The organism is Citricoccus sp. (assembly GCF_035445025.1).
Classification (GTDB): Bacteria; Actinomycetota; Actinomycetes; order Actinomycetales; family Micrococcaceae; genus Citricoccus.
Map to the genome: position 1 here is coordinate 21557 of NZ_DAOMPX010000007.1, position 24845 is coordinate 46401.

The following is a 24845-nucleotide window of genomic DNA, read 5'->3' on the forward strand; positions in this document are numbered from 1 at the left end:
GGTCCCCTCGTGAATGGTCCTGGGCCGTGCCCTGGCACGGCCGGCGGGGCAACGCGGAGAACCACGGCACGCCCCGGTCAGCACCGACTATATCGGCCGTCGACCCACTGGTCGGATAGGGTGGGACAGATGGCCGACCGGGCCGGTCCTGTGGGCCACCGTGAGGCTCCGGCGGTCGCGCAGAGCGGCCCGTCCGGGTGAGGACGTGAGGCAGGGGAGGAAGTATCCGGTGAAGGCCAGAATCCTGGTGGTCGACGACGACGAGGCGCTGTCGGAGATGATCGGCATCGTGCTGCGCAATGACGGGTTCGAGCCGACCTTCTGTGCGGACGGCGCCCAGGCGCTGGACATGTTCCGCTCCACCCGGCCGGACCTGGTCCTGCTGGACCTGATGCTGCCCGGCATGGACGGGATCGAGGTGTGCAAGGCGATCCGCGGCGAGTCGGACACCCCCATCGTGATGCTCACCGCCAAGTCCGACACCTCGGACGTGGTGCGCGGCCTCGAGGCCGGTGCGGACGACTACGTGCCCAAGCCCTTCAAGCCCGCCGAGCTCGTGGCCCGGGTCCGGGCGCGGTTGCGCGAGGGCGAGCAGCGCGCGCCGGAGACGCTGAAGATCGCGGACCTGAGCATCGACGTGGCGGGCCACCAGGTGACCCGCGGGGACTCCTCGATCCCGCTGACCCCGCTGGAGTTCGACCTGCTGGTCGCGCTGGCCCGCAAGCCCTGGCAGGTCTTCACCCGCGAGATGCTGCTGGAAGAGGTCTGGGGCTACCGGCACCAGGCGGACACCCGCCTGGTGAACGTGCACGTCCAGCGGTTGCGCTCCAAGGTGGAGAAGGACCCGGAGAACCCCCAGGTCGTCCTGACCGTCCGCGGCGTGGGGTACAAGGCAGGCCAGGCCTGAGTTGACCGAGGGCCCGGCGTCCGTCCCTGAGCAGGCGGAAGCAGACAGTTCTGGCCTCGGGTCTCGGGCCCGCGACGCGGCCGGCACGGTCCGGCGCGCCGTCCACCGCCGGTGGGCCGCCTCGCTGCAGCTGCGCACGGTGGTCATCACCGCGGTGCTGACCATGGTCTCGGCCGCCGTGCTGGCGCTGTTCCTGACCCAGCAGATCACCTCGGGCCTGTTCCAGTCCCGTTTCGACCAGGTGGAGGCGGAGTCGAATCGCGGCCTGAGCACGGCGCGCTCGATCTTCGGCAACAGCGTCTCCTCGGACCCGGACGACACCGTCCAGCTGGTCGAGGACACCCTGAACTCCCTCGCCGGACAGACCGGCGCCACGGTGGGCCGGGACCTGCTGCTGATCCCGATCGAGCAGTCGCAGAACCTGTACGTGGGGACCCGGACCACGAACAACCTGGACGCCGGCGTCATCCCGGAGGCGCTCGCCCAGGCCGTCCAGGACGGGACGGGGACGTACTGGCAGTCGATCTCGTTGCCGGACTCCGGTGGCGGCACCAATCCCGGCCTGGCGTTCGGCACCCGGGTGACCCTTCCCCCTGGGAACGTCTATGCCCTGTACATGGTCTACGACCTCTCCAGCGTGCAGCAGACCCTGGACTACCTGATGCGCGTGCTGGTCGTGGCCGGCGCGATGCTGGTGATGATGAACTCGCTGATCGCGGTCTACGTCACCCGGTCCGTGGTGCGCCCCGTGAGCCAGGCGGCACTGACCGCCGAGTCGCTGTCCTCCGGGGACCTCAGCGTCCGCATGCCGGTCCACGGCGAGGACGAGATGGCGCGGCTGGGGACGTCCTTCAACCGGATGGCGGACAACATCCAGGACCAGATCACGCAGCTGGCGGAACTGTCCCAGATCCAGCAGCGCTTCGTCTCGGACGTCTCGCACGAGCTGCGCACCCCGCTGACCACGGTGCGCATGGCCGCCGAGGTCCTGTACGACTCGCGCGAGGACTTCGACCCCGTCAACCGGCGCTCCACGGAACTGCTCTACCACCAGGTGGAGCGCTTCCAGGCGCTGCTGGCGGACCTGCTGGAGATCACCCGCTTCGACGCCGGGGCCGCCACCGTGGCCGCGGAGAGGACCGACCTGCTGCACCTCGCCGCGGACGTGGTCCTGACGGCCCAGCCGCTGGCCAGCAAGGCGGACACCGAGGTGTTCCTGGTGCCCAGCGGCACCGACGTGACCGCCGAGGTGGACCCCCGGCGCATCGAGCGGATCGTGCGGAACCTCATCAACAACGCGATCGAGCACGGGGAGGGACGACCGGTGGACGTCATCCTCGGATCGGACGAGGACTCGGTGGCCATCATCGTGCGGGACCACGGCATCGGGATGTCCGCCGAACAGGCCTCGCGCGTCTTCGACCGGTTCTGGCGGGCGGACCCGGCCCGGGCCCGGACCACCGGCGGATCCGGGCTGGGCCTGTCCATCGCCACCGAGGACACCCGGCTGCACCACGGCCGGCTCGACGCCTGGGGAGAACCGGGCGAGGGATCCGCCTTCCGGCTGACCATCCCGCGGCGCAGCGGTGATGCGGTGGGCGAGGGCTCGCCCCTGCAGTTGCCGCCGGTGTACACCGAGGACCAGCGGCGCCGGCCCACGGACATCGAGAGCACGGAACCGGCGGGCACGGCCGGCCTGGTCCTGCCGGACCGTGTCCACGAACAGGCACTGGTCCGGCGCCCGCCCGAGACGCCGACCGAGGAGGTGCGGTGAACGTGACGCGGATGACCCGGCGGGTGGCGCCCCGGAACCCCGGCCACCCGGTGCGGTGGCGGTGGCTGGTCCTGGTCGTGGCCGGGCTGCTCGTCCTCAGTGGCTGCGCCCGGTTGCCGCAGGGCGGTCCCGTGGGCACCTCGGAGCCCCTGGCCGGGAACGACAACCAGGTCAACTACACCTTCACTCCCGCGGGGCCGTCCGACGGGGACAGCCCGGAGGAGATCATCCGCGGTTTCCTCACCGCCGGCACCGGGGTCCAGGACGACTACGCCACGGCCCGCGAGTTCCTCACCGAGGACGCGGCCGCCGCGTGGCAGCCGAATGCCCGGACGCTGGTCTACACCTCCGAACCGACGCTCGTCCCCTCGGCCACGGACAACGTGTTCACCGTGCAGATGGAGGTCGAGTCGGTGGTGGACGATCGGGGCATCATGAGCCGCATGCCCGCGAACACCACCGAGGCGGCGGAGTTCGAGGTGACCGAGGAGGACGGACAGTGGCGGATCACCCGGGCGCCGGCCGGCGTCGTGCTGGAGACCACCCAGTTCCGGGCCCTGTTCGGCTCGCACGAGCTCTACTTCTACGACCAGTCGTACCAGTACGCCGTGCCGGACGTGCGCTGGTTCCTGAACCGTCCCGGCACCGCCGCGGACATCGTCGACGCCCTGCTCGACGGGCCGGCACCGTACCTGGAGGGAGCGGTGCGCACCGCGTTCCAGTCCGGGTCCGAGCTCGCCCGCCCCTCCGTGCCGATCAGCGGCGGTGCGGCCAAGGTCGACTTCACCCAGCAGACCTTCGAGGGCACCGACGCACTGACCCGTCACCGGATGCAGCAGCAGCTCGAGCTCACCCTCGGCGGTCTCAACAACGTCTCCACCGTGGAGCTGTCCGTCGACCTCGACCCCATCGACCTCGGTCCGACCCCGGACGGTTTCGTCACCGCGCGCGTCAACCCCAGCGTGGGGTCCACCCAGGTGGCCGTGGCCGACGGGCAGCTGGTCTACTACGAGGGTGATGCCGCCGTCCCGGTCGGTGGCCTCCGGACCGACGCCGGCGAGCCGCCCGCACTGCCGGCCATGAGCCTGGACGGCACCCGGTTCGCGTTCCTCAACCCCGACCGCGACCAGATGCGCACCGCGGACACGGACGGCTCCCAACGACTGGTCCTGCAGGGGAGCGACCTCACCCGGCCCAGCTTCGACCTCTCCGGCTGGGTCTGGACCGTCGACCACGCCCAGGGCACCCGCGTGATGGCCATCGACGCCGGCACGGGGGGCGCCGGGGACGAGGCCACGCGGGAGATCAGCGCTGAGTGGATCGGAGACCGGGAGGTCTCGGCGCTGAGGATCTCGCGGGACGGCACGCGTGCGGCCATCGTGGCGGGTGAGGGGGGATCCAACCACCTCTACCTCGCCGGGGTCATCCGCGACTCCGAGGGCGTGCCGCGCGGACTGGGTGCCCCGGTGCGGCTCGAGCCGACCGTCCCGATCACCGAGGTCACCTGGCTCTCCGACCAGGAACTCGTGGTGGCCTCCACCAGTCCCAACGAGCCGGTGGAGGCACAGGTGGTCGGTTTCGACGGGTCCCTGCGGACCCTCAAGCCCCTGCTCGGCATGACCGGCCTCTCGACCGGGCCGGCGGACAACCCGATCTACGCCGAGACCGCAGAGGCCGTCCACGCCCTCGCGGGGTCCACGTGGCGGTCCCAGGCGGGAGTGGCCGAGGACCTGGCCTTCCCGGGCTGATCCTCCGGGGCGGTCCGCCTCACTCCACACGTGCCCGGTCGGCGGGGCGTCGTCCACCACCGGCGTCCGCGCCTGCCTGCTGGGCGGACGGGGGCGGCAGGATGGCGCCATGAACCCGTGGTCCCGTTCCCTCGCTCACGGACTGGACCGGCTGGTCCGGACGCCGGCCGTCCGGACGGTCGGGTACGCCGCGAGGGAACTGGCCGGACTGCTGCTGCCGGTGGAGTGCACCGTGTGCGGTGTCCGGGACGGTGCCGTCTGCCCCGTGTGCTCCGAGCAGCTGGCCGGCTCGGTACTGCACCCGTTCCGGGCCGAACGGGACGCCGCCGCGTTGCCGCTGGTGTCCGTGGATCCCGACGCCGGAACGGTTCCGCTGGCGGTGGTGGCCGCGGGCCGGTACGGCGGCCCCCTGGCGCGGGCGTTGCTGGGGTTCAAGGACCACGGCCGCACGCCGGTCGGCCGGCACCTGCGCCCGGCGGTGCACCGGGCGCTGACCGCCGTCCCCTCGCTGCTGGGTGATCAGGCACCGTGCGGGCCCGGGGTACCGTGGACGGCACCGGCCCTGCTGGTCCCGGTCCCGGGGAGCGCGGCCGGTTTCCGGCGGCGGGGATACGACCCGGTGGCCGAGCTGCTGACCGGTCCCCTCCCCGCAGGCTGGGAACTGGCGCCCGGCCTGCTGCGCCCGGCCCGTGGACGCGCCGGCGCGCGGGCGCGCGGACGACCGGGGCGGACCGCCAGCCATGCCGGGACGGCCTCCACCCTGCGCCGCCACCGCAACGCCGGGCGGTTCCGCGCGACCGGCCGGGCCCCTCGGGTCCAGGGGCGCACCGTGGTGCTGTTCGACGACGTGATGACCACCGGCTCCACCCTCGCCGCCGCCTGGCACGCCCTGGACGGGCTGGGCGTGAGACCCGCCGCGGCGGTGGTCCTGGCCGCCGTCACGGCACCCGGATCCGGGCCCGCTGAGGGACTTAACTCCGAGTGAAGAACCGACTAGGCTGAGTGTGCGGGACCCGGGAGGGAACCGCCAGAGGCGGCAGGAAGGAGGAGTTCTTCCCGCCGCCGATGTGCATTAAGGGGCCGGTCGGTACCCCGGCCCCCGGTGCCACACCACTGTTCGGATGGCCGCGAGGCCCTAGGAGGACATCATGACCATGGACGTCAGCTACGTTGCCCGCAACGTGTCGATCCCGGACCGGTTCCGGGACTACGCCCAGGAGAAGTTCAGCAAGATCGAGCAGCTCGCGCAGCGTGCTCAACGGCTGGAGATCAAGGTCACCAAGCAGTCCAACCACCGCCATTCGGGCCATAACCTGACCGTTGAACTGACGGTGCAGGGCAAGGGCAAGGTCATCCGGGCCGAGGCCCAGTCCGATGACAAGTTCGCGGCCTTCGACCTGGCGTTCGGCAAGCTCCTGGAGCGCCTGCGGAGGCTCCGCGACCGGCAGAAGGACCGGCAGCACCAGCGAGTGTCCGTCGCCGACGCGACGGCGGCCCTGCCCGTGATCGATGCGGAGCGGTCGCTCGTGGACCAGGTCAGGGCGGAGCAGGCAGCGCAGGAGGACGTCCAGGGCGAGAAGAACGGCGAGGCCCCCGTGACGATCCGCAAGAAGGTCTTCCCCGCCCAGCCGATGACCGTCCACGACGCCGTGGACGCCATGGAGATGGTCGGCCACGACTTCTACCTGTTCGTCGACGAGGAGTCCGGACGGCCCTCGGCGATCTACCGGCGCAAGGGCTGGTCGTACGGCGTCATCGCCCTGGACGCGGAGCATCCGGACGCCGAACCCCGCGAGGAGGAGATCGGCTACCGGGCGGCCGCCGTCTGAGACCCCGCGAACCCCTGAGGGCAGTGCCCGCCCCGGCCGGGGCGGGCACTGCCCCTGTCCGGATCAGTCCGACCACGAGGCCCGACCGCCCATGACGTCCACCCCGCCCGCCCTGAGCGCCTCCGAGGCCCGGCGCACCGTCCTGGCCGCTCAGCTGCTGGACCGCCCGCGCCGCCCGGGGCCGGTGACCGGCCGCCGGATCAGGGCGGTGCTGGACCGGCTGAACGTGGTGCAGATCGACTCCGTGAACGTGCTGGCCCGGGCGCACTACGTGCCCCTCTACAGCAGGCTCGGACCGTACGAGACGGCGGGGCTGGACCGCGTCTGGCACCGGGCCCCGCGTGACTGGACCGAGTACTGGGCCCACGAGGCCTCCCTCGTGCCGACCCGGTTGCGGCCCGCGCTCATGGCCGTCCAACGCCGCACGTGGATGTCCGCCACGGAGCTGGACGCCGCACTGCGGGAGGACCTGTCCGACCGGATCCTGGCGCTGCTGGAGACCTCCCGGCCCCTGACTGCCCGGCAGGTCCAGGACCGACTGGGAGACCACGGTCGGCACGAGGGGCACTGGGGCTGGAACTGGACCGTGGTCAAGCGCGTCCTCGAGGATCTCTTCGCCTCCGGGCGCATCGCCAGTGCAGGACGGAACGCGCAGTTCGAGCGCCGGTTCTTCCCTGCCTCACGGCTCACCCCGGACGTCGGGGATCCGGACGCCCACGCGGCCGCCGTCGAGCTCGTCCGGGCCGCCTCGCGGGCCCTGGGCGTGGCCACCGACGCCTCACTGGCCGACTACTACCGCATCCATGTCACGGCCGCCCGCGCCGCCGCCCGCGAGCTGCACCGCGAGGGCGTCCTGGAACCGGTCGGCCTGCCGGGCACCGGCGGGCGGACCGTGCCGGCCTGGCGCCACGTGGCGGCGGTCACGCCCCGGCAGGCCACCGGCCGTGCCCTGGTGAACCCCTTCGACCCCCTGGTGTTCCATCGTCCGCGGGTTCAGGACCTGTTCGGGGTCCGGTACCGCCTGGGAATCTACACTCCCGCGGCCAGGCGCACCCGCGGTTACTACTCCCTGCTGTTCCTGCTGGGGGAGCGGCTGGCCGCCCAGGTCGACCTCAAGGCCGACCGCCTGTCAGGGGTGCTGCTGGTGCGCGGCGCCTGGTGGGAGGACCCCGCCGGGCTGCCCCGCGGGACCGCATCCGGGGCCGCGTCCCCGGGCCGTGCCCGGGGCGGGACCGTTGCGCTCGACCGGACGGCCGACGTCGGGCACGTGGCCGGGGAGCTGGCCGCCGAACTGAACGAGCTTGCCGCGTGGCTGGCCCTGGGAGACGTGGTCGTCGAACCGGACGCGGACGGGGACCTGACCCGGGACGTGGCGTGGGCGTTGAGGAAGCTCCAAGGGTTTTGATCGTAGACTGTGCTGGTATCCCGGACCGGTGCGCCGGACCACCCGGGGTACCCAGAGCGCAACCCATATCGACGCACCCGGGACACCGGGGAACAGGGAGTCCAGGCACGTGGCATCTTTCATCGAACGGATCCTCAAGACCGGGGACAAGAAGGTCCTCAAGCGCCTGAGGGGATTCGCGGACGCCATCAACGTCCTCGAGGACGAGTTCCGTGAGATGACCGACGCCGACCTGCGCGCCGAGACCGAGACGTTCCGGGAGCGGCTCGCCGCGGGAGAGACGCTCGACTCCCTGCTGCCCGAGGCCTTCGCCGCCGTGCGGGAGGCCGCCAGCCGGACCCTGGGCCAGCGGCACTACGACGTGCAGCTGATGGGTGGGGCAGCCCTGCACCTGGGCAACATCGCCGAGATGAAGACCGGTGAGGGCAAGACCCTCGTCGCCACGCTGCCGGCCTACCTGAACGCGCTGACCGGCAAGGGCGTCCATGTCATCACCGTCAACGACTACCTGGCCTCCTACCAGTCCGAGCTGATGGGGCGCGTGTTCCGTTTCCTGGGCATGGAGACCGGCTGCATCGTGGCCAACCAGGACCCGGCGACCCGGCGCGCACAGTACGCCGCGGACATCACCTACGGCACGAACAACGAGTTCGGCTTCGACTACCTGCGCGACAACATGGCCTGGTCCAAGGACGAACTGGTCCAGCGCGGCCACCACTTCGCGATCGTCGACGAGGTCGACTCCATCCTCATCGACGAGGCCCGCACCCCGCTGATCATCTCCGGCCCGGCCCAGGGGGACGCCAGCCGCTGGTACACCGAGTTCGCCAAGCTGGTGAAGAGGCTGACCCTGGACGAGGACTACGAGGTCGACGAGAAGAAGAAGACCGTCGGCGTGCTCGAGCCCGGTATCGAGAAGGTCGAGGACTGGCTGGGGATCACCAACCTGTACGAGTCCGCGAACACCCCGCTGATCCAGTACCTGAACAACGCCATCAAGGCCAAGGAACTGTTCAAGAAGGACAAGGACTACGTCGTCATGGGCGGCGAGGTCAACATCGTGGACGAGCACACCGGTCGTGTCCTGTCCGGGCGCCGGTACAACGAGGGCATGCACCAGGCCATCGAGGCCAAGGAGGGTGTGCAGATCAAGGCGGAGAACCAGACCCTGGCCACCGTCACCCTGCAGAACTACTTCCGGCTCTACGAGAAGCTCTCCGGCATGACCGGCACGGCCGAGACCGAGGCCGGCGAGTTCATGTCCACCTACAAGCTGGGCGTGGTGCCGATCCCGTCGAACCGGCCGATCCAGCGCCAGGACAAGACGGACCTGATCTACAAGAACGAGGTCGCGAAGTTCGACGCGGTGGTCCAGGACATCGCCGAGCGCCACGAGGCCGGCCAGCCCGTGCTGGTGGGCACCACCTCGGTGGAGAAGTCCGAGTACCTGTCCAAGCTGCTTGCCAAGGCGGGTATCCGGCACGAGGTGCTCAACGCCAAGAACCACGCCCGTGAGGCCGCGATCGTCGCCCAGGCCGGCCGCAAGGGGGCGGTGACCGTGGCCACCAACATGGCCGGGCGCGGAACGGACATCATGCTCGGTGGCAACGCCGAGTTCAACGCTGTGGCGGAGATGCAGAGGCGCGGGCTGGATCCGGAGGAGAACGCGGAGGAGTACGAGCGCCTCTGGGACGAGGTCCTCGCGGCCGCCAAGGAGGGCGTGCAGAAGGAGCACGAGGAGGTGCTCGCACTCGGTGGGCTCTACGTGCTGGGCACGGAGCGCCACGAGTCGCGGCGCATCGACAACCAGCTGCGCGGGCGCTCCGGACGGCAGGGCGACCCCGGCGAGTCCAGGTTCTACCTGTCCCTGACCGATGACCTGATGCGCCTGTTCAACCCTGCCGCCGCCTCCCGGATCATGAACTCCTCCTCGGTGCCGGACGACATGGCCCTGGAGTCCAAGATGGTCTCCTCCGCGATCGCCAACGCGCAGCAGCAGGTGGAGTCCCGCAACACCGAGCAGCGCAAGAACGTGCTGAAGTACGACGACGTGATGAACCGCCAGCGCGAGGCCATCTACACCGACCGGCGGCAGATCCTCGAGGGTGAGGACCTGCACGAGAAGGTCCAGCACTTCCTCGAGGACGCGGTCTCGACCATGGTGGACGAGAGCACCGCCGTGGGCCACGCAGGGGAATGGGACCTGGAGCAGCTGTGGACCGACCTGCGGCAGATGTACCCGGTGGGGGTCACCATCGAGGAGGTCCTCGAGGAGGTCGGCGGGCTGACCAAGCTCAAGGCGGCCGACCTCAAGCGGGAGCTGACCTCGGATGCCAAGCTGGCCTACGAGGACCGGGAGAAGGCGATCGGCGCGGAGACCATGCGCGAACTGGAGCGCCGGGTGGTGCTCTCCGTGATCGGCCGGAAGTGGCAGGACCACCTGTACGAGATGGACTACCTCAAGGAGGGCATCGGGTTGCGCTCGATGGCCCAGCGTGACCCCCTGGTCGAGTACCAGCGCGAGGGGTACATCATGTTCCAGTCCATGATGGAGGCCATCCGTGAGGAGTCCGTGGGCTACCTGTTCAACCTCGAGGTGCAGACGGCGCCGGCCCCGACCTCCCTGCCCGGCGTGAAGGACGCGCGCGGTGCGACGATGACCCCGGTACTGAACGTCAAGGGCCTCGAGGCGCCGCAGCAGCCGGCAACCCTGCGGTTCTCTGCTCCCTCCGACTCCGGCGAGGTCACCACCGAGGTACGCCGCACCGGGACCACCGACGCGGATGGCCGGCGCGGTGAGGCCGAGACGGCCGGCGCCGGAGGACGGGGCGCGGCGTCCTCGAAGAAGGGCCGCAAGCGCCGGCGCTGATCTGGCACCGACCCGAGGTGGACCCGGCGTACGAGCATGCTCAGCCGAGTTCGAGCGCGGTGACCTTCCACCGGTCGCGGTGGCGCTCGATCCGCAGGGCCATGGCCCGGACGCGATCCGGCAACTGGATGGTGGCGCTGGCCTCGTAGACCCCGTCCCCTGCGGGACAGCAGCGGGATCCCAGGGCCTGTGGTGCGCCCGCAGCGCCGCGATCAGGCCGGATCCGGCGGGCCAGTTCCGCCCGTCGGGTCATCTTGCCGTAGGTCGGCAGGTCCAGCCATGCCGAGAGCTGGCGCGCCGGCCGGAGACCGAGCTCGGCCTCGACGCAGGCCAGGGCGACGATCCGGGCCAGGGACCTGATGTGCCGTTCCTCTTCACGACGCCGTTCGGCGAGGGCCCGTTCGGAAGGCGTCGAGGCCGGGGCGGTCTGGGGCCCGGGAGACCACGCTGGACGTGAGGTTCCGGACCCGGGGCGTCCGACGGCGGGGGCTCCTCCGTGGGCGGACCGGGGCGGCAGGGCCGGTGGCACCGTGGACACGGTCAGCGGACCGGGGGTGCGGTGGGTCGCGGTCAGGTGGGTGGTGGACATCGTTCCTCCGATGGGTCGGTCGAACCGTGCTGGGGGTCAGGTGTGGGGGATCGAGGGCGCGCACGCGGGGCGTGCCCACCGCGCGTGGCCAAACCGGCCGGCTCAGGACACCGGGGGCGCCTGGAGGACCGTTCCGGGGGCCAGGACGTCCGCCTCGGCTCCGATGACCGGCCGATTGAGCTGATACCACTGCCGCCACCTGCGGTCGATCTCCAGGTCGGTGGCGTACGGACCGAGTTCCTCGGCGGCGATGTCCCAGAGGCAGTCACCGGCGCGCACGGTGACCGACCTGGGCGCCGTGCTGCGGCCCTGCTGCCCGGCCCCGGGGACCGCCGGGGCCGGAGCGGCCGGTCGCCACGTCGGCGACGGGACGTCGGCGGAGGGAGGCGGCGTCCCGGACGGTGTCTCGCGCGACGCGGCCATCCAGCCGGGCCGGGGGGCGGGTACGGTCAGGACGGCGGCCTGCTGCCGGGCCACGGAGACGTGCTGCCCCGGGGTTGTGCCGACCCCGAAGGGGTCGTCGGTCGCCGCCCATGAGCCGGGGGCGACCAGCAGGTTGAGGCCCAGGACGGAGGCGGCCACCCGGCGCAGGAACCGCGGTGACAGGGCCTGTCCGTACCGGACCAACCGGACCGAGCGCGACCGTTGACCGAGGGCCGTCAGGGCCGTGCCGATCAGCGCCACGAACCACCAGGCGGCCAGGAGTGCGCCTGTCCCCGCGCAGGCCGAGGCCACCAGGACCTCGACCGCATGCAGTCCCGAGACGGCCTCGGCGGAGAGTCCGGTGGACCCGAACCACCACAACAGCGGGCCGGTCGCCGTGGCCAGTACGGTCAGGGCGACGTCGTCGCCCCGCGGGGCGCTTCGATGGTGCGGTGATGGGGCGTCCACGGGGCTTCCCTTCGGTGGTGTGGCCTGCGCCGACTCGTTCGACGGCCGGTGAGCCTTCTCGATGCCCTCAGCCAACCGTGGCCGCCCGGTGATGTCAATAGGTTCTCTTCAAGTGTCTATGGCTCGTTCTGATGATGTTTGATACTATTTGGTGTCATCTGATGCTTTGTGGTGTTTTTCGGAGGGCTCGTCTCCTCGGGCCGCGGACTCTCAACGCGGTGGCGCTTCTGCCGATGGGTCGCCCCCCTAGGCTGGGGCCATGAGATGGGAACGGCTCTTCGCCGACCTCGAGGCGCAGCTCGCCCAGGGCCAGTGGCAGGACACGGAGGCCGAGGCCGCGGAGATGACGCGCGGTGAGCATGCGGGCATCACGCTGGCGGACCGGATCCGCGGGGCGCTCGGTGCGACCCTCCAGATCCAGCTGACCCAGGGGGAGCGCCTGCAGATGACCGTGTCCACCGTGGGTGAGGAGTGGCTCGGGGGCAGTGACCGGGGCGGGAGCCTGCTCGTCCACCTGGAGGGGGTCCTCTCGGTGGACGCTCCACTGGCCCTGGCGACGCCGGAGGACTCTCCCGGCCGCCGGAGACTGGGGATCTCCGCGGCCTACCGCACGCTCTCCCGCGCGCGGGCCGGCGTCGTGGTCTACGGACGAGACGGTCGCTCCCTCGGGGAGGGGACCATCGACAGGGTAGGGCGGGACCACTTCGACCTGGCTGTCCATCCGCGGGACGAGCACCGCCGTGGACGTAACGTCCGCGGGCTGCGGGTGATCCCGTTCAGCGCAGTGCAGGTGGTCCGGTCAGCTCACGCGTCCTCGGTCTGAGGTGCGCCGGCGCGACGGGCCTCGGTCTTGGCGGCCTGCTGTGCGTACAGGTCCTCGATGTACTGGTCGAGCTTGACCTGCTCCACCCGCCACTGGCCCCGTCCCCCGATCTGGATGGCCGGGAGCTCACCGCTGCGCACGATCGCCCGGGCCTGGGCCATCGAGATCTGCAGCTCCTCGGCGACGTCGGTCAGGGTGAGGAATCGGGGCATCGGTCCTCCGGGTGGTCGGGACGGGCGTACTGCCGCCCATTCTCCCACGTCCGCGGATCCCGGCCGCGGTTGTCCCCAGTGCCGGTGTCCAGGAACCGATGTCCACAGTGACGGACCGTCCCCTGGGCGGTCTTTTCCGGATGTGACTAGGCTGATTGGCGCATCCGGTGGTGGACGGGACCGCCGGGCCGAACAGGGAGGGCGCTCGTGGAGGGGACGAACAGCGCGGAGGCCCCGCGCCTCAGGCGACCGGGATGGAAGGATCCCCGACTGCTGGTGGGGGTCCTGCTGGTCCTGCTGTCCGTGGCGGGGACCGTTGCCCTGGTCCAGTCGCTGGACCGGTCGGAGGGGTACTGGGCTGCAGGGCAGGACCTGGTGCCCGGAGCGGTCGTGGAGCCCGATCAGCTGACCGTGGTGCAGGCACGTCTGGGCGAGGCGGCAGACGACTACCTGCCGGCGGAGCGGCCGCTGCCGGCGGACGCCTCGGTGGTGGGGACGGTCCGTCAGGGGGAGCTGATCCCGGTGGGCGCAGTGGCTGGCGTGGACCCGGAGTCCCGCCAGGCCGTCGCCCTCACGCTGGAGGATCCCCTTCCGGAGGGCACCGGTCCGGGGGCCCGCGTGGACGTCTGGATCGCCGCCGCCGACGGCCGGCAGGGGTTCGGCGAACCCGAGCTGGTGGCCCCACGCGCCGAACTCGCCGGGATCTCCGAGGCCTCGGGATCCTTCGGCACCACGGGTGAGATCTCGCTGCAGGTCCTGCTCGGCCCCGAGGAACTGCCGCGTGTCCTGGACGCCAAGGGCAACGGCGCGCGCATCAGCGTCGTTCCCTCCCTCGGCGGGCGGTAGGGGCACCGGATGCGCAAGGTCTCGGTCGCCACCACCATCATGCCGGGGCACGACCACGTCTCCGGGCTGGAACGGCTGCGCGGGCCGGTCACGGTCATCCGGCGCTGCGAGAGCCTGGCGGAACTGATCTCCGTGGCACGATCCGGACTCGCGGACGTCCTGCTCGTGGCCGGGGACACGGGACAGCTCACGCTGACCTTCTTGGACTCCGTCGCCGCCGACGCCCGCGGACGCCGAGTGGCGGTGGTGGCACTCAGCGACGTCGCCGCTGAACGCGAACGCCTCGGACACCTCGGCGTCGTCGCCGTGCCCCCGGAGACACCGCCCTCCGACCTTGCCGCACTGCTGCAGGAGGCGGTGGCGGCGGCGCGTCACCCACTGCCCGTCGGTTCCTCCGACCATGACGACCGACCGCCCGGCGCGACGGAGCGACCCGGCCGCCGGGCGGCTGGGGCCATCGTGCGGACCGGTTCGTCCGGGTCCGCCGCACCGGGTACCCGGCCCGCGGAGGCCCGCGCCGGGGCCGTCGACCCCGGCGCCGGCCAGGACAGCGCTGCGGCCCCGGTGTCATCGGGGGAGTGGATCCCGGCCAGCGGCGAGGACGATGACGACGGTGACCGGTCTGGGGCCCGATCGGCCGCACCGGTCGCGGTCCCGGTCCCACCGGCGGATGTCCTGACGGATTCCGAGGCCGGAGCCCGCCCCACCCGGACGACGGCCGTCTGGGGGCCTGCGGGCAGCCCGGGCCGCACGACCGTGGCCGTGAACCTCTCCGTCGAACTGGCGCTGGCCGGACGCCGTACCCTGCTGGTCGACCTGGACACCTACGCCGCGTCCGCCGGGGTGCTTCTGGGACTGCTGGACGAATCGGCCGGTATCGCCCAGGCCTGCCGACTGGCGGACCAGGGTGAAATCAGCGCGGAGGGGGTCGGCCGCTGCGCCCTCCGTGCGCGCGTGGCCGGGGCCACGCTCCAGGTCCTGACGGGACTGACCCGCTCCGACCGGTGGCCCGAACTGCGCCGGTCCGCCCTCGACGCCGTCCTGACCGCGGCCGCCGAGGGGTGGGAGGAGGTCGTGATCGACTGTGGCTTCAGCCTGGAGCAGGACGAGGAACTCAGCTTCGACATCCCCGCGCCGCAGCGTAATGCCGCCACCCTCGCGGGGCTCGCCGCCGCCGACCGGATCCTGGCCGTGGGCGCCGGTGACCCGGTGGGACTGCCGCGCCTGGTCCGGGCCCTCGACGAGCTCGACCAGGCCGAGACGGCGGCCGGCGCCGTCGTGGAGATCGTGGTCAACCAGGTGCGGGCCGAGGCGTCCGGCGTGGCGCCGAGGTCCCAGGTCCGCAGCGTCCTCGAACACTTCGCCGGGGACAGGACGGTGTCCGCCTTCCTCCCGTGGGACCGCAAGGCCCTGGACCGGGCACTGCTGGGCGGCCAGGTGCTCGCGGAGGCCGCGCCGAAGTCGGCGCTGCGGCGGGCCCTGTCCGCGCTCGCGGGGACGCCGCAGGAACCGGCCGAGGGCCGTGCACGGCGCCTGCCGGTTCCCCGGCGACTGCTCGGCGCGGCCCGTTAACGCTTTGAGACGTGGGCCACTAGGCTCGGAGCCAGTGGACCAAGGACGTTCCACTGCCTCCGGACGCCCCGGTGCCCGGAGCCGTTGAAGCGATGGAAGAGGACACCACCACATGTCATCGTCGACTCCCCTGTGGACCGATCAGCACGACTCCACCACCCCGGAGCGCCAGATCGACCCCGCCCCGCTGTTCGATGCCTACTTCGAGCACGTCTCCGAGGCGGATCAGGCCGAACTGGACCCGAGGACCCGCCAGGCGCTGGTGACCACGCACGTGGACCTGGCTGCCGGCAAGGGACTGCGGGACGCGGTCGTGAAGGTGACGCCCATGCGTCAGTACGCGCTCGTGCAGATCGTTCACGACGACATGTCCTACCTGGTCGATTCCGTCACCTCGGAGCTGACCCGGCAGGGCCACGCCATCCGCATCGTGGCCCATCCCACGGTCATCACCCACCGGGACCAGGAGAGCGGACGGCTGCTGGCGGTGCACCGCGTCCCCACCCAGTCCGGCACCGCCAGCGGTGACACGACCGCGGCGCTCGCCGACCTCGGCCCGCTCATGGCCGGTGAGGGCGCCCGGGCCGTCGTCGAGTCCTGGATCGGGATCCAGACCGTGGGACCGCTGACGGAGGACCAGGCGGCGGACCTCGAGCACGGTCTCGAGGAGGTGCTCGCGGACGTGCGGGCGGCCATCGCCGACACCGACCGCATGCGCTCGGCGGCCTTCACGGCGGCCCGGGCCCTGGCCCACGATGCCCCGCCGAGCGTCCAGGGCGTGCGCCAGAGCACCGAACTGCTGAACTGGATGGAGGACGGCCACTTCACCTTCACCGGCTACCGCGAGTACCTGCTGCAGAGCGGGGACAACGGGCAGGTGCTGGTCGCTCTGGAGGACACCGGCCTGGGGATCCTGCGGCACCGGCCCAGTGCGCCCCCGGCACCGCTGTCCATCGCCGGCCGCAACCAGATCGAGCGCCCCAACCCGCTGATCATCACCAAGGCCAACTCCCGCTCCCGGGTGCAGCGGGCCGCCTACATGGACTACGTGGCCGTGAAGACCTACGGCGCGGACGGCCGGGTCACCGGCGAGCGGCGCTTCATCGGCCTCTGGGACCCCAAGGCGTACACGACCTCCGTGGAGGACATCCCGCTGATCCGGGACAAGGTGGCCGCGGTGCTGGCCCTGTCCGGGTTCCCGCGGGACTCCCACTCGGGCGCCGAGCTCCAGCAGATCCTGGAGACCCACCCGCGCGACGAGCTGTTCCAGGTGGACGTGGAGGAACTGTGGGAGACCTGCCGGCAGATCCTGCAGCTGCAGGAACGGCGCCGGACCCGGTTGTTCCTGCGCCCGGACACCTACGGGCGGTTCATGAACGCCCTCGTGTTCCTGCCCCGTGACCGGTACAACACCGCCGTGCGCGGCCGGATCCAGGACGTGCTGCTGGAGACGCTCGGGGGGGAGTCCCTCGACTTCCAGGTGCGGCTGACCGAGTCCGTGCTGGCCCGGCTCTACTTCCGCGTCCGGCTGCCGCGCGAGCGCGAGCGCAGTGAACCGGTGGATGCCAAGGAGCTGGAGCAGCTCCTGGTCGACGCGGTGCGCTCCTGGAAGGAGGGCGTGGACGAGAAGGCGATCGAGGCCTTCGGCGAGGACAGCGGCGTGGACACCGCCCGGCTCTGGGACGAGGCGTTCCCGCCCGCCTATCGGGTGGCCTACGAGATCGACGACGCCCTGGAGGACATCGGCCGGTTCTCGAGCCTGCCGGGGGACGGCGAACCGGTGGTGCACGTGGTGCCGGAGGACCGCGACGAGAGGTCCCGCAAGGCGGAGGAGGAGGTCGAGGGCATCACCGTGGGCCGGATGAAGCTGTACTCCGACCGGCCCCGGACGCTCACGGAGGTGCTGCCGGTATTGCAGAACCTCGGTCTGTCCGTGATCGATGAGCGCCCCTTCGAGGTCGAGCCGGCCGACGGGCGCAAGTTCTACCTCTACGACTTCGGACTGGGCTATCCCGAGGGCACGGAGAACGATGTCTCCGCCCGACTGCTCGAGGACGCGGTGGTGGCCACGGCGACGGGATCCGCCGAGTCCGACGCGCTGGACCGGCTGGTCCTGTTCCAGGAGCTGCCCAGCCGCACCGTCACCATGCTCCGGGCGTACGCCAAGTACCTGCGCCAGCTCGGCGTCCAGTACTCCCTGACCTTCATGGCCGACTCCCTCCTGACCCACCCGGAGATGACGTCCCTGCTGGTGGAGTACTTCTACACCCGCTTCGATCCCTCGCTGCCCGCGGCCACGGACGACGACGGCGCCACCGCCGGCCCGGCCCGGCGCCAGGCCATGGAGGACGTCCGTGAACGCGCCGAGAACGCCCTGGACGCCGTCTCGACGCTCGACGCCGAACGCGTCCTGCAGGGCTTCCTCACCGTCATGCAGGCGACCCAGCGGACCAGTTTCTTCCAGGGGCACCGCCGGCTGAGCTTCAAGATCGCCACGGAGCAGATCCCGTTCGCGCCCCAGCCGCGGCCGGCCCGGGAGATCTGGGTGTACGCCCCCGACGTCGAGGGCGTCCACCTGCGCTTCGGGCCGATCGCGCGTGGCGGGCTGCGCTGGTCCGACCGCCGGGAGGACTTCCGCACCGAGGTGCTCGGGCTCGTGAAGGCCCAGCAGGTCAAGAACGCCGTGATCGTCCCCACCGGCGCCAAGGGCGGGTTCTACGCCAAGAGGCTGCCCGACCCCGCCGCCGATCGCGGCGCCTGGATGGAGGCCGGGAAGGACGCCTACCGCACCTTCATCCGCGCCCTGCTCGACATCACCGACCAGCAGGAGCGCTCCGGCGAGGGCACGGTGTTCTCGGTGCGCGGGGACATCGTGCGCTACGACGGTGACGACGCCTACCTGGTGGTGGCCGCGGACAAGGGCACGGCGTCCTTCTCCGACACCGCCAACGAGATCTCCGCCGACTACGGTCACTGGCTCGGTGACGCCTTCGCCTCGGGCGGATCGGTGGGCTACGACCACAAGGCCATGGGCATCACGGCCCGCGGTGCCTGGGAGTCGGTCAAGAGCCACTTCGCCTCGATCGGCCATGACACCCAGGCCCAGGACTTCACGGTGATCGGCATCGGGGACATGTCCGGTGACGTGTTCGGCAACGGCATGCTGCTGTCCGAGCACATCCGGCTCGTGGCCGCGTTCAACCACCTGCACGTCTTCCTCGACCCGGACCCCGACGCCGCGGCCTCCTTCGCCGAACGCCGCCGGCTCTTCGAGCTGCCCCGCTCCTCCTGGTCCGACTACGACCGCTCCCTCATCAGTGAGGGAGGTGGCGTCTACGACCGCTCCGCCAAGTCCATCCCCGTCTCCGAGCAGGTGCGGGCCCGGCTGGGCCTGCCCGCGGACACCACCGAGCTGACGCCGGCGGAGCTGATCCAGGCCATCCTGAAGGCACCGGTGGACCTGTTGTACAACGGCGGCATCGGCACGTACGTCAAGGCCGCGGACGAGGACCACGCGGAGGTCGGGGACCGGGCCAACAACGCGATCCGCATCAACGGCGCCGACCTCCGGGTCCGCGTGGTGGGTGAGGGCGGGAACCTGGGCTTCACCCAGCGGGGCCGGATCGAGGCGGCCCTGGCCGGGGTGCAGATCAACACCGACGCCATCGACAACTCCGCCGGCGTGGACTGCTCCGACCACGAGGTGAACATCAAGATCCTCGTGGACCAGCTGGTCTCCACCGGAGCCCTGGAGGCGCAGGAGCGCGCCGCGCTGCTCGAGTCGATGACGGAGGAGGTCGCCCGCCTGGTGCTGCAGACCAACGTCGACCAGAACAGGCTGTTGCGCAACGACTCCCAGAAGGTCTCCGAGTGGCTGCCCAGCTTCGAGCGGCACATCCACTGGCTGGAGGCGCACGGGGACCTGGACCGGGCGCTGGAGTTCCTGCCCGATGACGCGGAGCTCGAACGTCGCCAGCAGGACGGGGCATCCCTGACGACCCCGGAACTGTCCGTGCTCGCCGCCTACGCCAAGACGAACCTCTCGGCCGTCCTGCTGGACTCGGCACTGCCGGACGACCCCTGGTTCGACCGCACGCTGGACGCCTACTTCCCGACGCAGCTCCGGGAGCGGTTCGCCGGACAGATCCAGCAGCACCCGCTGCGCCGGGAGATCATCGCCACCGTGGTCGCCAACGACGTCGTCAACACCGGCGGCACCACGTTCGTCTTCCGCGCCATGGAGGAGACCGGGGCGGACGCCCCCGCGGTGGTGCACGCCTACGTCGCGATCAAGGAGATCTACGGCTTCGGCCCGTTCCTCGACGCGATCTCGGCGCTGCCTGCGTCCGTGTCTGGGGAGGCCAAGGGCCGCGTCTACCTCGACGCCCGGCGCGTGCTGGACCGCGCCGTGCGCTGGTTCGTCAACCACCGCACGCGCAGCGGCGCCAGCATCAGCTCGGGGGTGGAGTACTTCCGGGACGATGTCCAGGCACTGGCGGCGGACCTGCCGCAGATCCTCCGGGGCCAGGACGCCGAGCGCTACGAGCAGTGGCGTGACGAGGCCCTGGAGATGGGCCTTCCGGAGGACCTGGCCAGCCGACGGGCCTACCAGTTCGAGTCCTACGGGCTGCTCGACGTGGTGCGGCTGGCCCGGAAGACGGGGCGCGACCCGCGCTCCGTGGCCGAGGTCTACTACCGCCTCTACGACTGGTTCGACGTGGATCCGGTGCTCAACCGCATCACCGGCCTGCCGCGTGACGGGCGGTGGCGCGCGCTGGCCCGGGCCGCGCTGCGCGATGACCTGTACGGCCTGCTGGTCAGCTTCTGCTCCGACATCCTGGACGGCAGGGGAGACACCGTCGACGAACTCGTGTCCCAGTGGGCCGAGGACCGCTCGACCAGCCTCACGCGGGCCGAGGGTTTCCTGGACGAGATCCGCGAGGCCGGGACCGATGACCTGGCCTCGCTGTCCGTGGCGCTGCGCCAGTTGCGCGCGGTGACGGCCCAGTAGGGTTCCGATGTCCCTGCTGACCGCACCGCTCGAGGACGATCCGGACCTCCGGGACGGAGACGTCGACCGGCTGCAGGCCGTGGTCGCCGACTGGCAGCTGCTGGCGGACCTGTCCTTCGGCGACCTGGTGCTCTGGTACCCGGTCACCGGGCCGGAGGAGCCCGATCGTGGTTTCGTCGCCCTGGCCCAGGCCCGGCCCTTCACCTCGCAGACCGCGCTGCACCGGGACATCGTGGGCAGCAGGGTGCGCGCGGACCTGAGGTCCCTCGTGGACCACGCGTGGCAGACCGGGGAGCCCACGGTCACCGCGCCCTCGGTCTACGCGCCGGACAGTTCGATGCGGGTCACGGTGTGGCCCGTGGTGCGTGAGGGCAGGACCATCGGCGTGCTGACCGTGCACCAGAACCTGACCGGACAGCGCACCCCCTCCCGGCTCGAGCTCGTCTACCGAGAGAGTGCCCACCGACTGCTGGAGATGGTGTCCCGGGGCCAGTGGCCGGATCCGGACGACCCGGTCGGTGGGCCGCACCGCGGCTCGCCGCGTGTGGGCGACGGCCTGCTGCTGCTGACCGCGGACGGCCGGGTGGACTTCGCCACGCCCAACGCCGTCTCGGCCTTCCGCCGGCTGGGGGAGACCGACCCCCTGGAGGGGAGGTCCCTGGCCCGGGTCGTCACCGACCTGCAGGACGAGCGCCGCCCCGTGGACGAGTCCCTTCCCCTGGTCCTCACGGGCAAGGCGACCGCCCGCGCGGAGTTGCAGGTCCGGGCGGTGAGCCTGACCCTGAGGACGGTGCCGCTGAGGGAGCGGGACGAGCGCATCGGGGCGCTGGTCCTGCTGCGCGATGTCACGGAGCTGCGCCGTCGTGAGCAGCAGCTGGTGGGCAAGGACGCCACGATCCGGGAGATCCACCACCGGGTGAAGAACAACCTGCAGACCGTCGGCTCACTGTTGCGCATGCAGTCCCGCAGGATGACCTCGCCCGAGGCCAAGCGCGGGCTGGAACAGGCGATGCGCCGGGTGGACACGATCGCGCTGGTGCACGAGACGCTCTCCCACGGCCTGGACGGGCAGGTGGACATGGATGCCCTGCTGGGTCGCCAGTTCCGCCTGGCCGTGGAGGTCGCCGGCGACGGCCGGCCCGTCACCACCGAGTACTCCGGCGGGTTCGGCCACCTGCCCAGTGACCTGGCCACGCCCCTGGCCCTGGTCATCAACGAGCTGGCCACCAATGCCGTGGAGCACGGCACCCGCCCCGAGGGCGGGCACGTGGGCCTGTCCGCGCGGCGCTCGCACGTGCCCGCGGGGGAGCGGCTGGAGGTCCGGCTGTGGGACAGCGGCTCGTCGGATCCGTCCTCCGGGCCCGACGCCGGCCCGGAGTCCCCGGCGGCTCCGGGCGGGGCCGGCGTCGTGCCGGAACCGGGACAGGATGCCGGCCTGGGGCTGCAGATCGTCCGGACGCTGGTGGCCGGGGACCTCCGCGGGACGATCGACTGGCACCGGCGTCCGGACGGAGGCACGGAGGTCGTGATCCTGGCCCCGGTCCCGGAACGCTGAAACCCCGGCCTGCTGGGCAGGCCGGGGTTTCAGGGGCTGGGGTGGGGCCGGAGGCCCCACAGGGTGGTCGGAGCCTCAGGAGGCCCGACGGGCGCGGGCGGCGCGACGCTTCAGCGCCCGGCGCTCGTCCTCGCTCATGCCGCCCCAGACCCCGGAGTCCTGGCCGGACTCGATGGCCCACTGCAGGCAGGTGTCGACTACTTCGCACGTACGGCAGACCGCCTTGGCTTCCTCGATCTGGAGCAGTGCCGGTCCAGTGTTCCCCACGGGGAAGAACAGTTCCGGGTCCTTGTCCAGGCACGCTGCCCGGCTACGCCAATCCATGCTGATCGATACTCCTCTTCTGCCGGGCACACTGCGACCCGACGCGTCCTACGTCTGTCGAAACGGACGATCGTCCGTCTGCGGGGCTGGTCGTCGCCATCCGTACGACGGCAAAGAAAAAAGGGCCGTAGCAACGACCCCCGCTGAACTCGTGAAATATCTTTTCATGTACATTGCACGTAAACAAGGGGTACGGCGGATTGGACGGCGGATATCCTGAGGTGTTGATCACAAGCCGGGTCCCGACGGGACCGACTATTCCGGCCCCTGCGCGGCACTGTCAAGGGTGACGGGATCCATTCCGGTGCCGGATTGGGAAGAGGCAGCGGGCGGATCAGGTCGAGGACAGGGCAACGACGGAAGGACGGCACGAGCACGTGAGTACGCAGAGTCGGCAGGGTCCCCGACCCCCGGCCGTGGTGGCGGTGGCCCTGGTGCTGCTGTTGCAGGCCCTCGGAGTGCTGGTGGCGGCTGCCGGGTTCGGGGTGCAGGTCGGGACCGGGTCCCTGAACCTGGGCGCCCAGGTATTCCTCGTCGTCCTCATGGTCGCCGCCGGGTTCTGGATCGGAGCCGTGGGCCTGGGCGTGTGGCGCGGCAGGCCGTGGGTCCGGGCGGCCACCGTGGTCATCGAGATGTTCGCCGTCATCCTGTCCATCAGCTTCTTCTCGGCCGGGAACGTGCCCATGGGCGCCGTGTTCCTGTTGCCGGCCGCGGTGGCCCTGGTGCTCATGTTCTCCCGGCAGGTGGCCTCCTACCTGGCCGGACTGCCCTCCTGACCGTCCGGCCGTGCCCGGGGCACCCGGGCCGCTCGGGTCCTCGAGGCCGGAACGGGCCGGGCCCGGCGTCCTCTGCTGGAGGCGCCGGGCCCGGTGGGGTAACGGGGTCTGGAGGGCGTGTGCGGACCGGCGGTCAGTTCACCGCGCCGGTGTACTTCTCGCCCGGGCCCTTGCCCGGCGCGTCCGGGAACGGCGAGGCCTCGCGGAAGGCCAGCTGCAGGGAGCGCAGGCCGTCGCGCAACGGGCCGGCGTGCTGGCTGCCGATCTCCGGGGCGGCGGCGGTGACGAGGCCGGCCAGGGCGGTGATGAGCTTGCGGGCCTCGTCCAGGTCGATGAGCTCCTGGGCGTCCTCACGGTCGGCCAGGCCGACCTTCACGGCCGCCGCGGTCATGAAGTGGACGGCCGTGGTGTTGATGATCTCCACCGCCGGGACCTCGTGGATCTCCCGGACCCGGTCGGCCACCGGCTCGCCGGACGGGGAGGGATTCTGCTGTGCATCGTTCATGCTGGTAAGCTTGTCACAGACCAGCTGGTCCGCTGGCCATTCCCCTGTGGAATGGACCACGGTCACCAGCCATCGAAGTGGAGGCCATCTCCCACCCGCGTCAGCAGGAAGCCCGGATTCCGGGCCGAGTTGCCGGGTTACCGGTCCGGCAGTCCCGTGAGGGTTGTCGCACCGTTCGGTCGGCGGAGTACTCCGCTGGCCTCGGCCTCCGTCTGCGTTGAGCACGGAGGCCTTAGTCGTCTCCGGGCCCGGCGCAGGGGACCGCACCCGGGACAGCGGCCCCGAACCCGAAGAACCCAGACCACAGGAGTTGCAAGATTAGCGAGCCGAGAATCAACGAACGGATCCGCGTGCCCGAGGTGCGCCTGGTCGGCCCCCAGGGCGAGCAGGTCGGAATTGTGCGCATCGAGGATGCGCTGCGACTTGCCACTGAGGCCGATCTGGACCTCGTTGAGGTGGCCCCGACGGCGAAGCCGCCGGTCTGCAAGCTCATGGACTTCGGCAAGTGGAAGTACGAGGCCGCCGTCAAGGCCCGTGAGGCGCGGAAGAACCAGACGAACACGGTGTTGAAGGAAGTCCGCTTCCGCCTGAAGATCGACACCCACGACTACGAGACCAAGGTCGGCCACGCCCGGAAGTTCCTCACCGCGGGGGACAAGGTCAAGGCCATGATCCAGTTCCGCGGACGCGAGCAGCAGCGCCCGGAGCTGGGCATCCGCCTGCTCGAGAAGTTCGCGTCCGACGTCGCCGATGTCGGCAGCGTCGAGTCGACCCCCCGTCAGGACGGCCGCAACATGGTCATGGTGGTCGGGCCGGTGAAGAACAAGGCCGAGGCCCGCGCCGAGGCCCGGAAGAGCCAGCAGGACACCACCAAGCCCGAGCGCGTCGGTTCGCGCCGTGACGTCGCGGCCCGGGAGGCCAAGTCCAAGGTCGCGGAGGACACCTCGTCCGCCCCGCTGTCCAGCTCCATGTCGGACGCGATGCCCGAGCAGCTGAAGAAGATGGCCCAGGCCGGTTCGGCTGCGGCGGCACCGGCGGCCGCGCCGGCGGAGACCACTCCGGTGTCAGCTCCTGCTGTGACGGAGGAGGCCAAGCCCGTGTCCGCTCCGGCGGAGACCAAGCCGGCTGCGGCCAAGCCCGCGACGGCTTCGACGGAAACGAAGCCGGCTGCGGCCAAGCCCGCGACGGCTCCGGCGGAGACCAAGCCGG

The 24845-nt window shown here is 71.2% G+C and carries 19 protein-coding genes; 14 read left to right on the forward strand and 5 right to left on the reverse strand.

Features of this window, described 5'->3' with window-relative positions:
* The first annotated feature begins 229 nt into the window (after window positions 1-229).
* From mtrA to secA, 7 genes are all read left to right on the forward strand, one after another.
* Entirely contained in the window at window positions 230-907 is a 678-nt protein-coding gene (gene mtrA, locus PLJ28_RS04175; RefSeq protein WP_010144502.1) for an MtrAB system response regulator MtrA, read from the forward strand.
* Between the two features lies 1 nt (window position 908).
* Window positions 909-2681, forward strand: a complete 1773-nt coding sequence (mtrB, locus tag PLJ28_RS04180) for an MtrAB system histidine kinase MtrB (RefSeq protein ID WP_255459450.1) — start codon at window positions 909-911, stop codon at window positions 2679-2681.
* Window positions 2678-4429 (forward strand): LpqB family beta-propeller domain-containing protein, encoded by a 1752-nt coding sequence (locus PLJ28_RS04185; protein WP_298045291.1) that lies wholly within the window; start codon window positions 2678-2680, stop codon window positions 4427-4429. The genes mtrB and PLJ28_RS04185 overlap by 4 nt, the downstream gene beginning before the upstream one ends.
* Before the next feature lie 109 nt (window positions 4430-4538).
* Window positions 4539-5414: a ComF family protein gene (locus tag PLJ28_RS04190; RefSeq protein WP_183526864.1), complete on the forward strand. Its 876-nt coding sequence runs from the start codon at window positions 4539-4541 to the stop codon at window positions 5412-5414.
* A 163-nt stretch (window positions 5415-5577) separates the two neighbouring features.
* Entirely contained in the window at window positions 5578-6258 is a 681-nt protein-coding gene (gene hpf, locus PLJ28_RS04195) for a ribosome hibernation-promoting factor, HPF/YfiA family (RefSeq protein WP_183526861.1), read from the forward strand.
* Between the two features lie 91 nt (window positions 6259-6349).
* On the forward strand, window positions 6350-7663 hold the full coding sequence (locus PLJ28_RS04200) for a winged helix-turn-helix domain-containing protein (RefSeq protein ID WP_183526858.1): 1314 nt from the start codon (window positions 6350-6352) through the stop codon (window positions 7661-7663).
* A gap of 109 nt (window positions 7664-7772) precedes the next feature.
* A complete protein-coding gene (gene secA, locus PLJ28_RS04205) occupies window positions 7773-10532 on the forward strand; it encodes a preprotein translocase subunit SecA (RefSeq protein WP_183526855.1) in 2760 nt (919 codons plus the stop codon).
* 40 nt (window positions 10533-10572) lie between these two features.
* On the opposite strand, the gene PLJ28_RS04210 is transcribed toward secA, so the two are convergent.
* Complete coding sequence (locus PLJ28_RS04210; protein WP_183526852.1) at window positions 10573-11121, reverse strand: Rv3235 family protein; 549 nt, start codon at window positions 11119-11121, stop codon at window positions 10573-10575.
* A 102-nt stretch (window positions 11122-11223) separates the two neighbouring features.
* Window positions 11224-12012, reverse strand: coding sequence for a LysM peptidoglycan-binding domain-containing protein (locus tag PLJ28_RS04215; RefSeq protein ID WP_183526849.1), 789 nt, complete (start codon window positions 12010-12012; stop codon window positions 11224-11226).
* A 259-nt stretch (window positions 12013-12271) separates the two neighbouring features.
* Here PLJ28_RS04215 and PLJ28_RS04220 point away from each other — a divergent pair, with 259 nt between their 5' ends.
* Window positions 12272-12835, forward strand: a complete 564-nt coding sequence (locus tag PLJ28_RS04220) for a hypothetical protein (protein WP_183526846.1) — start codon at window positions 12272-12274, stop codon at window positions 12833-12835.
* Here the strand turns inward: PLJ28_RS04220 and PLJ28_RS04225 are convergent.
* Window positions 12817-13047 carry a helix-turn-helix domain-containing protein gene (locus PLJ28_RS04225; RefSeq protein ID WP_010144513.1) on the reverse strand — a complete coding sequence of 77 codons (231 nt, stop codon included), beginning with the start codon at window positions 13045-13047 and terminating at the stop codon, window positions 12817-12819. The two genes, PLJ28_RS04220 and PLJ28_RS04225, sit on opposite strands and share 19 nt — an antisense overlap.
* Window positions 13048-13254: 207 nt before the next feature.
* Between PLJ28_RS04225 and PLJ28_RS04230 the strand changes: the two genes are divergently transcribed.
* The 4 genes from PLJ28_RS04230 (at window position 13255) to PLJ28_RS04245 (ending at window position 22031) form a co-directional block, all read left to right on the forward strand.
* A complete protein-coding gene (locus PLJ28_RS04230; RefSeq protein WP_183526843.1) occupies window positions 13255-13893 on the forward strand; it encodes a flagellar biosynthesis protein FlgA in 639 nt (212 codons plus the stop codon).
* Window positions 13894-13902: 9 nt separating this feature from the next.
* A complete protein-coding gene (locus tag PLJ28_RS04235; protein ID WP_324589894.1) occupies window positions 13903-15465 on the forward strand; it encodes a CpaE/TadZ family protein in 1563 nt (520 codons plus the stop codon).
* A 112-nt stretch (window positions 15466-15577) separates the two neighbouring features.
* Window positions 15578-20476, forward strand: coding sequence for an NAD-glutamate dehydrogenase (locus PLJ28_RS04240; protein ID WP_298045279.1), 4899 nt, complete (start codon window positions 15578-15580; stop codon window positions 20474-20476).
* A 7-nt stretch (window positions 20477-20483) separates the two neighbouring features.
* Window positions 20484-22031: a sensor histidine kinase gene (locus PLJ28_RS04245; protein WP_324589895.1), complete on the forward strand. Its 1548-nt coding sequence runs from the start codon at window positions 20484-20486 to the stop codon at window positions 22029-22031.
* A 75-nt stretch (window positions 22032-22106) separates the two neighbouring features.
* Here the strand turns inward: PLJ28_RS04245 and PLJ28_RS04250 are convergent, their stop codons facing one another.
* A complete protein-coding gene (locus PLJ28_RS04250; RefSeq protein ID WP_010144519.1) occupies window positions 22107-22355 on the reverse strand; it encodes a WhiB family transcriptional regulator in 249 nt (82 codons plus the stop codon).
* 377 nt (window positions 22356-22732) lie between these two features.
* Here PLJ28_RS04250 and PLJ28_RS04255 point away from each other — a divergent pair, with 377 nt between their 5' ends.
* Window positions 22733-23131 (forward strand): hypothetical protein, encoded by a 399-nt coding sequence (locus PLJ28_RS04255; protein WP_183526830.1) that lies wholly within the window; start codon window positions 22733-22735, stop codon window positions 23129-23131.
* A 133-nt stretch (window positions 23132-23264) separates the two neighbouring features.
* Here PLJ28_RS04255 and PLJ28_RS04260 read toward each other — a convergent pair whose 3' ends face one another.
* Complete coding sequence (locus PLJ28_RS04260; protein ID WP_010144521.1) at window positions 23265-23636, reverse strand: DUF1844 domain-containing protein; 372 nt, start codon at window positions 23634-23636, stop codon at window positions 23265-23267.
* Window positions 23637-23986: 350 nt separating this feature from the next.
* Between PLJ28_RS04260 and infC the strand changes: the two genes are divergently transcribed.
* Window positions 23987-24845 (forward strand): translation initiation factor IF-3 (gene infC, locus PLJ28_RS04265; RefSeq protein ID WP_324589896.1); only part of this gene is annotated, 859 nt, incomplete at its 3' end.

Coding starts and splice junctions, on each gene's coding strand:
- PLJ28_RS04190 (WP_183526864.1), top strand. CDS start 4,539: ATGAACCCGTGGTCCCGTTCCCTCGCTCACGGACTGGACCGGCTGGTC.
- hpf (WP_183526861.1), top strand. CDS start 5,578: ATGACCATGGACGTCAGCTACGTTGCCCGCAACGTGTCGATCCCGGAC.
- PLJ28_RS04200 (WP_183526858.1), top strand. CDS start 6,350: ATGACGTCCACCCCGCCCGCCCTGAGCGCCTCCGAGGCCCGGCGCACC.
- PLJ28_RS04210 (WP_183526852.1), bottom strand. CDS start 11,121: ATGTCCACCACCCACCTGACCGCGACCCACCGCACCCCCGGTCCGCTG.
- PLJ28_RS04220 (WP_183526846.1), top strand. CDS start 12,272: ATGAGATGGGAACGGCTCTTCGCCGACCTCGAGGCGCAGCTCGCCCAG.
- PLJ28_RS04225 (WP_010144513.1), bottom strand. CDS start 13,047: ATGCCCCGATTCCTCACCCTGACCGACGTCGCCGAGGAGCTGCAGATC.
- PLJ28_RS04235 (WP_324589894.1), top strand. CDS start 13,903: ATGCGCAAGGTCTCGGTCGCCACCACCATCATGCCGGGGCACGACCAC.
- PLJ28_RS04240 (WP_298045279.1), top strand. CDS start 15,578: ATGTCATCGTCGACTCCCCTGTGGACCGATCAGCACGACTCCACCACC.
- PLJ28_RS04245 (WP_324589895.1), top strand. CDS start 20,484: ATGTCCCTGCTGACCGCACCGCTCGAGGACGATCCGGACCTCCGGGAC.
- PLJ28_RS04250 (WP_010144519.1), bottom strand. CDS start 22,355: ATGGATTGGCGTAGCCGGGCAGCGTGCCTGGACAAGGACCCGGAACTG.
- PLJ28_RS04260 (WP_010144521.1), bottom strand. CDS start 23,636: ATGAACGATGCACAGCAGAATCCCTCCCCGTCCGGCGAGCCGGTGGCC.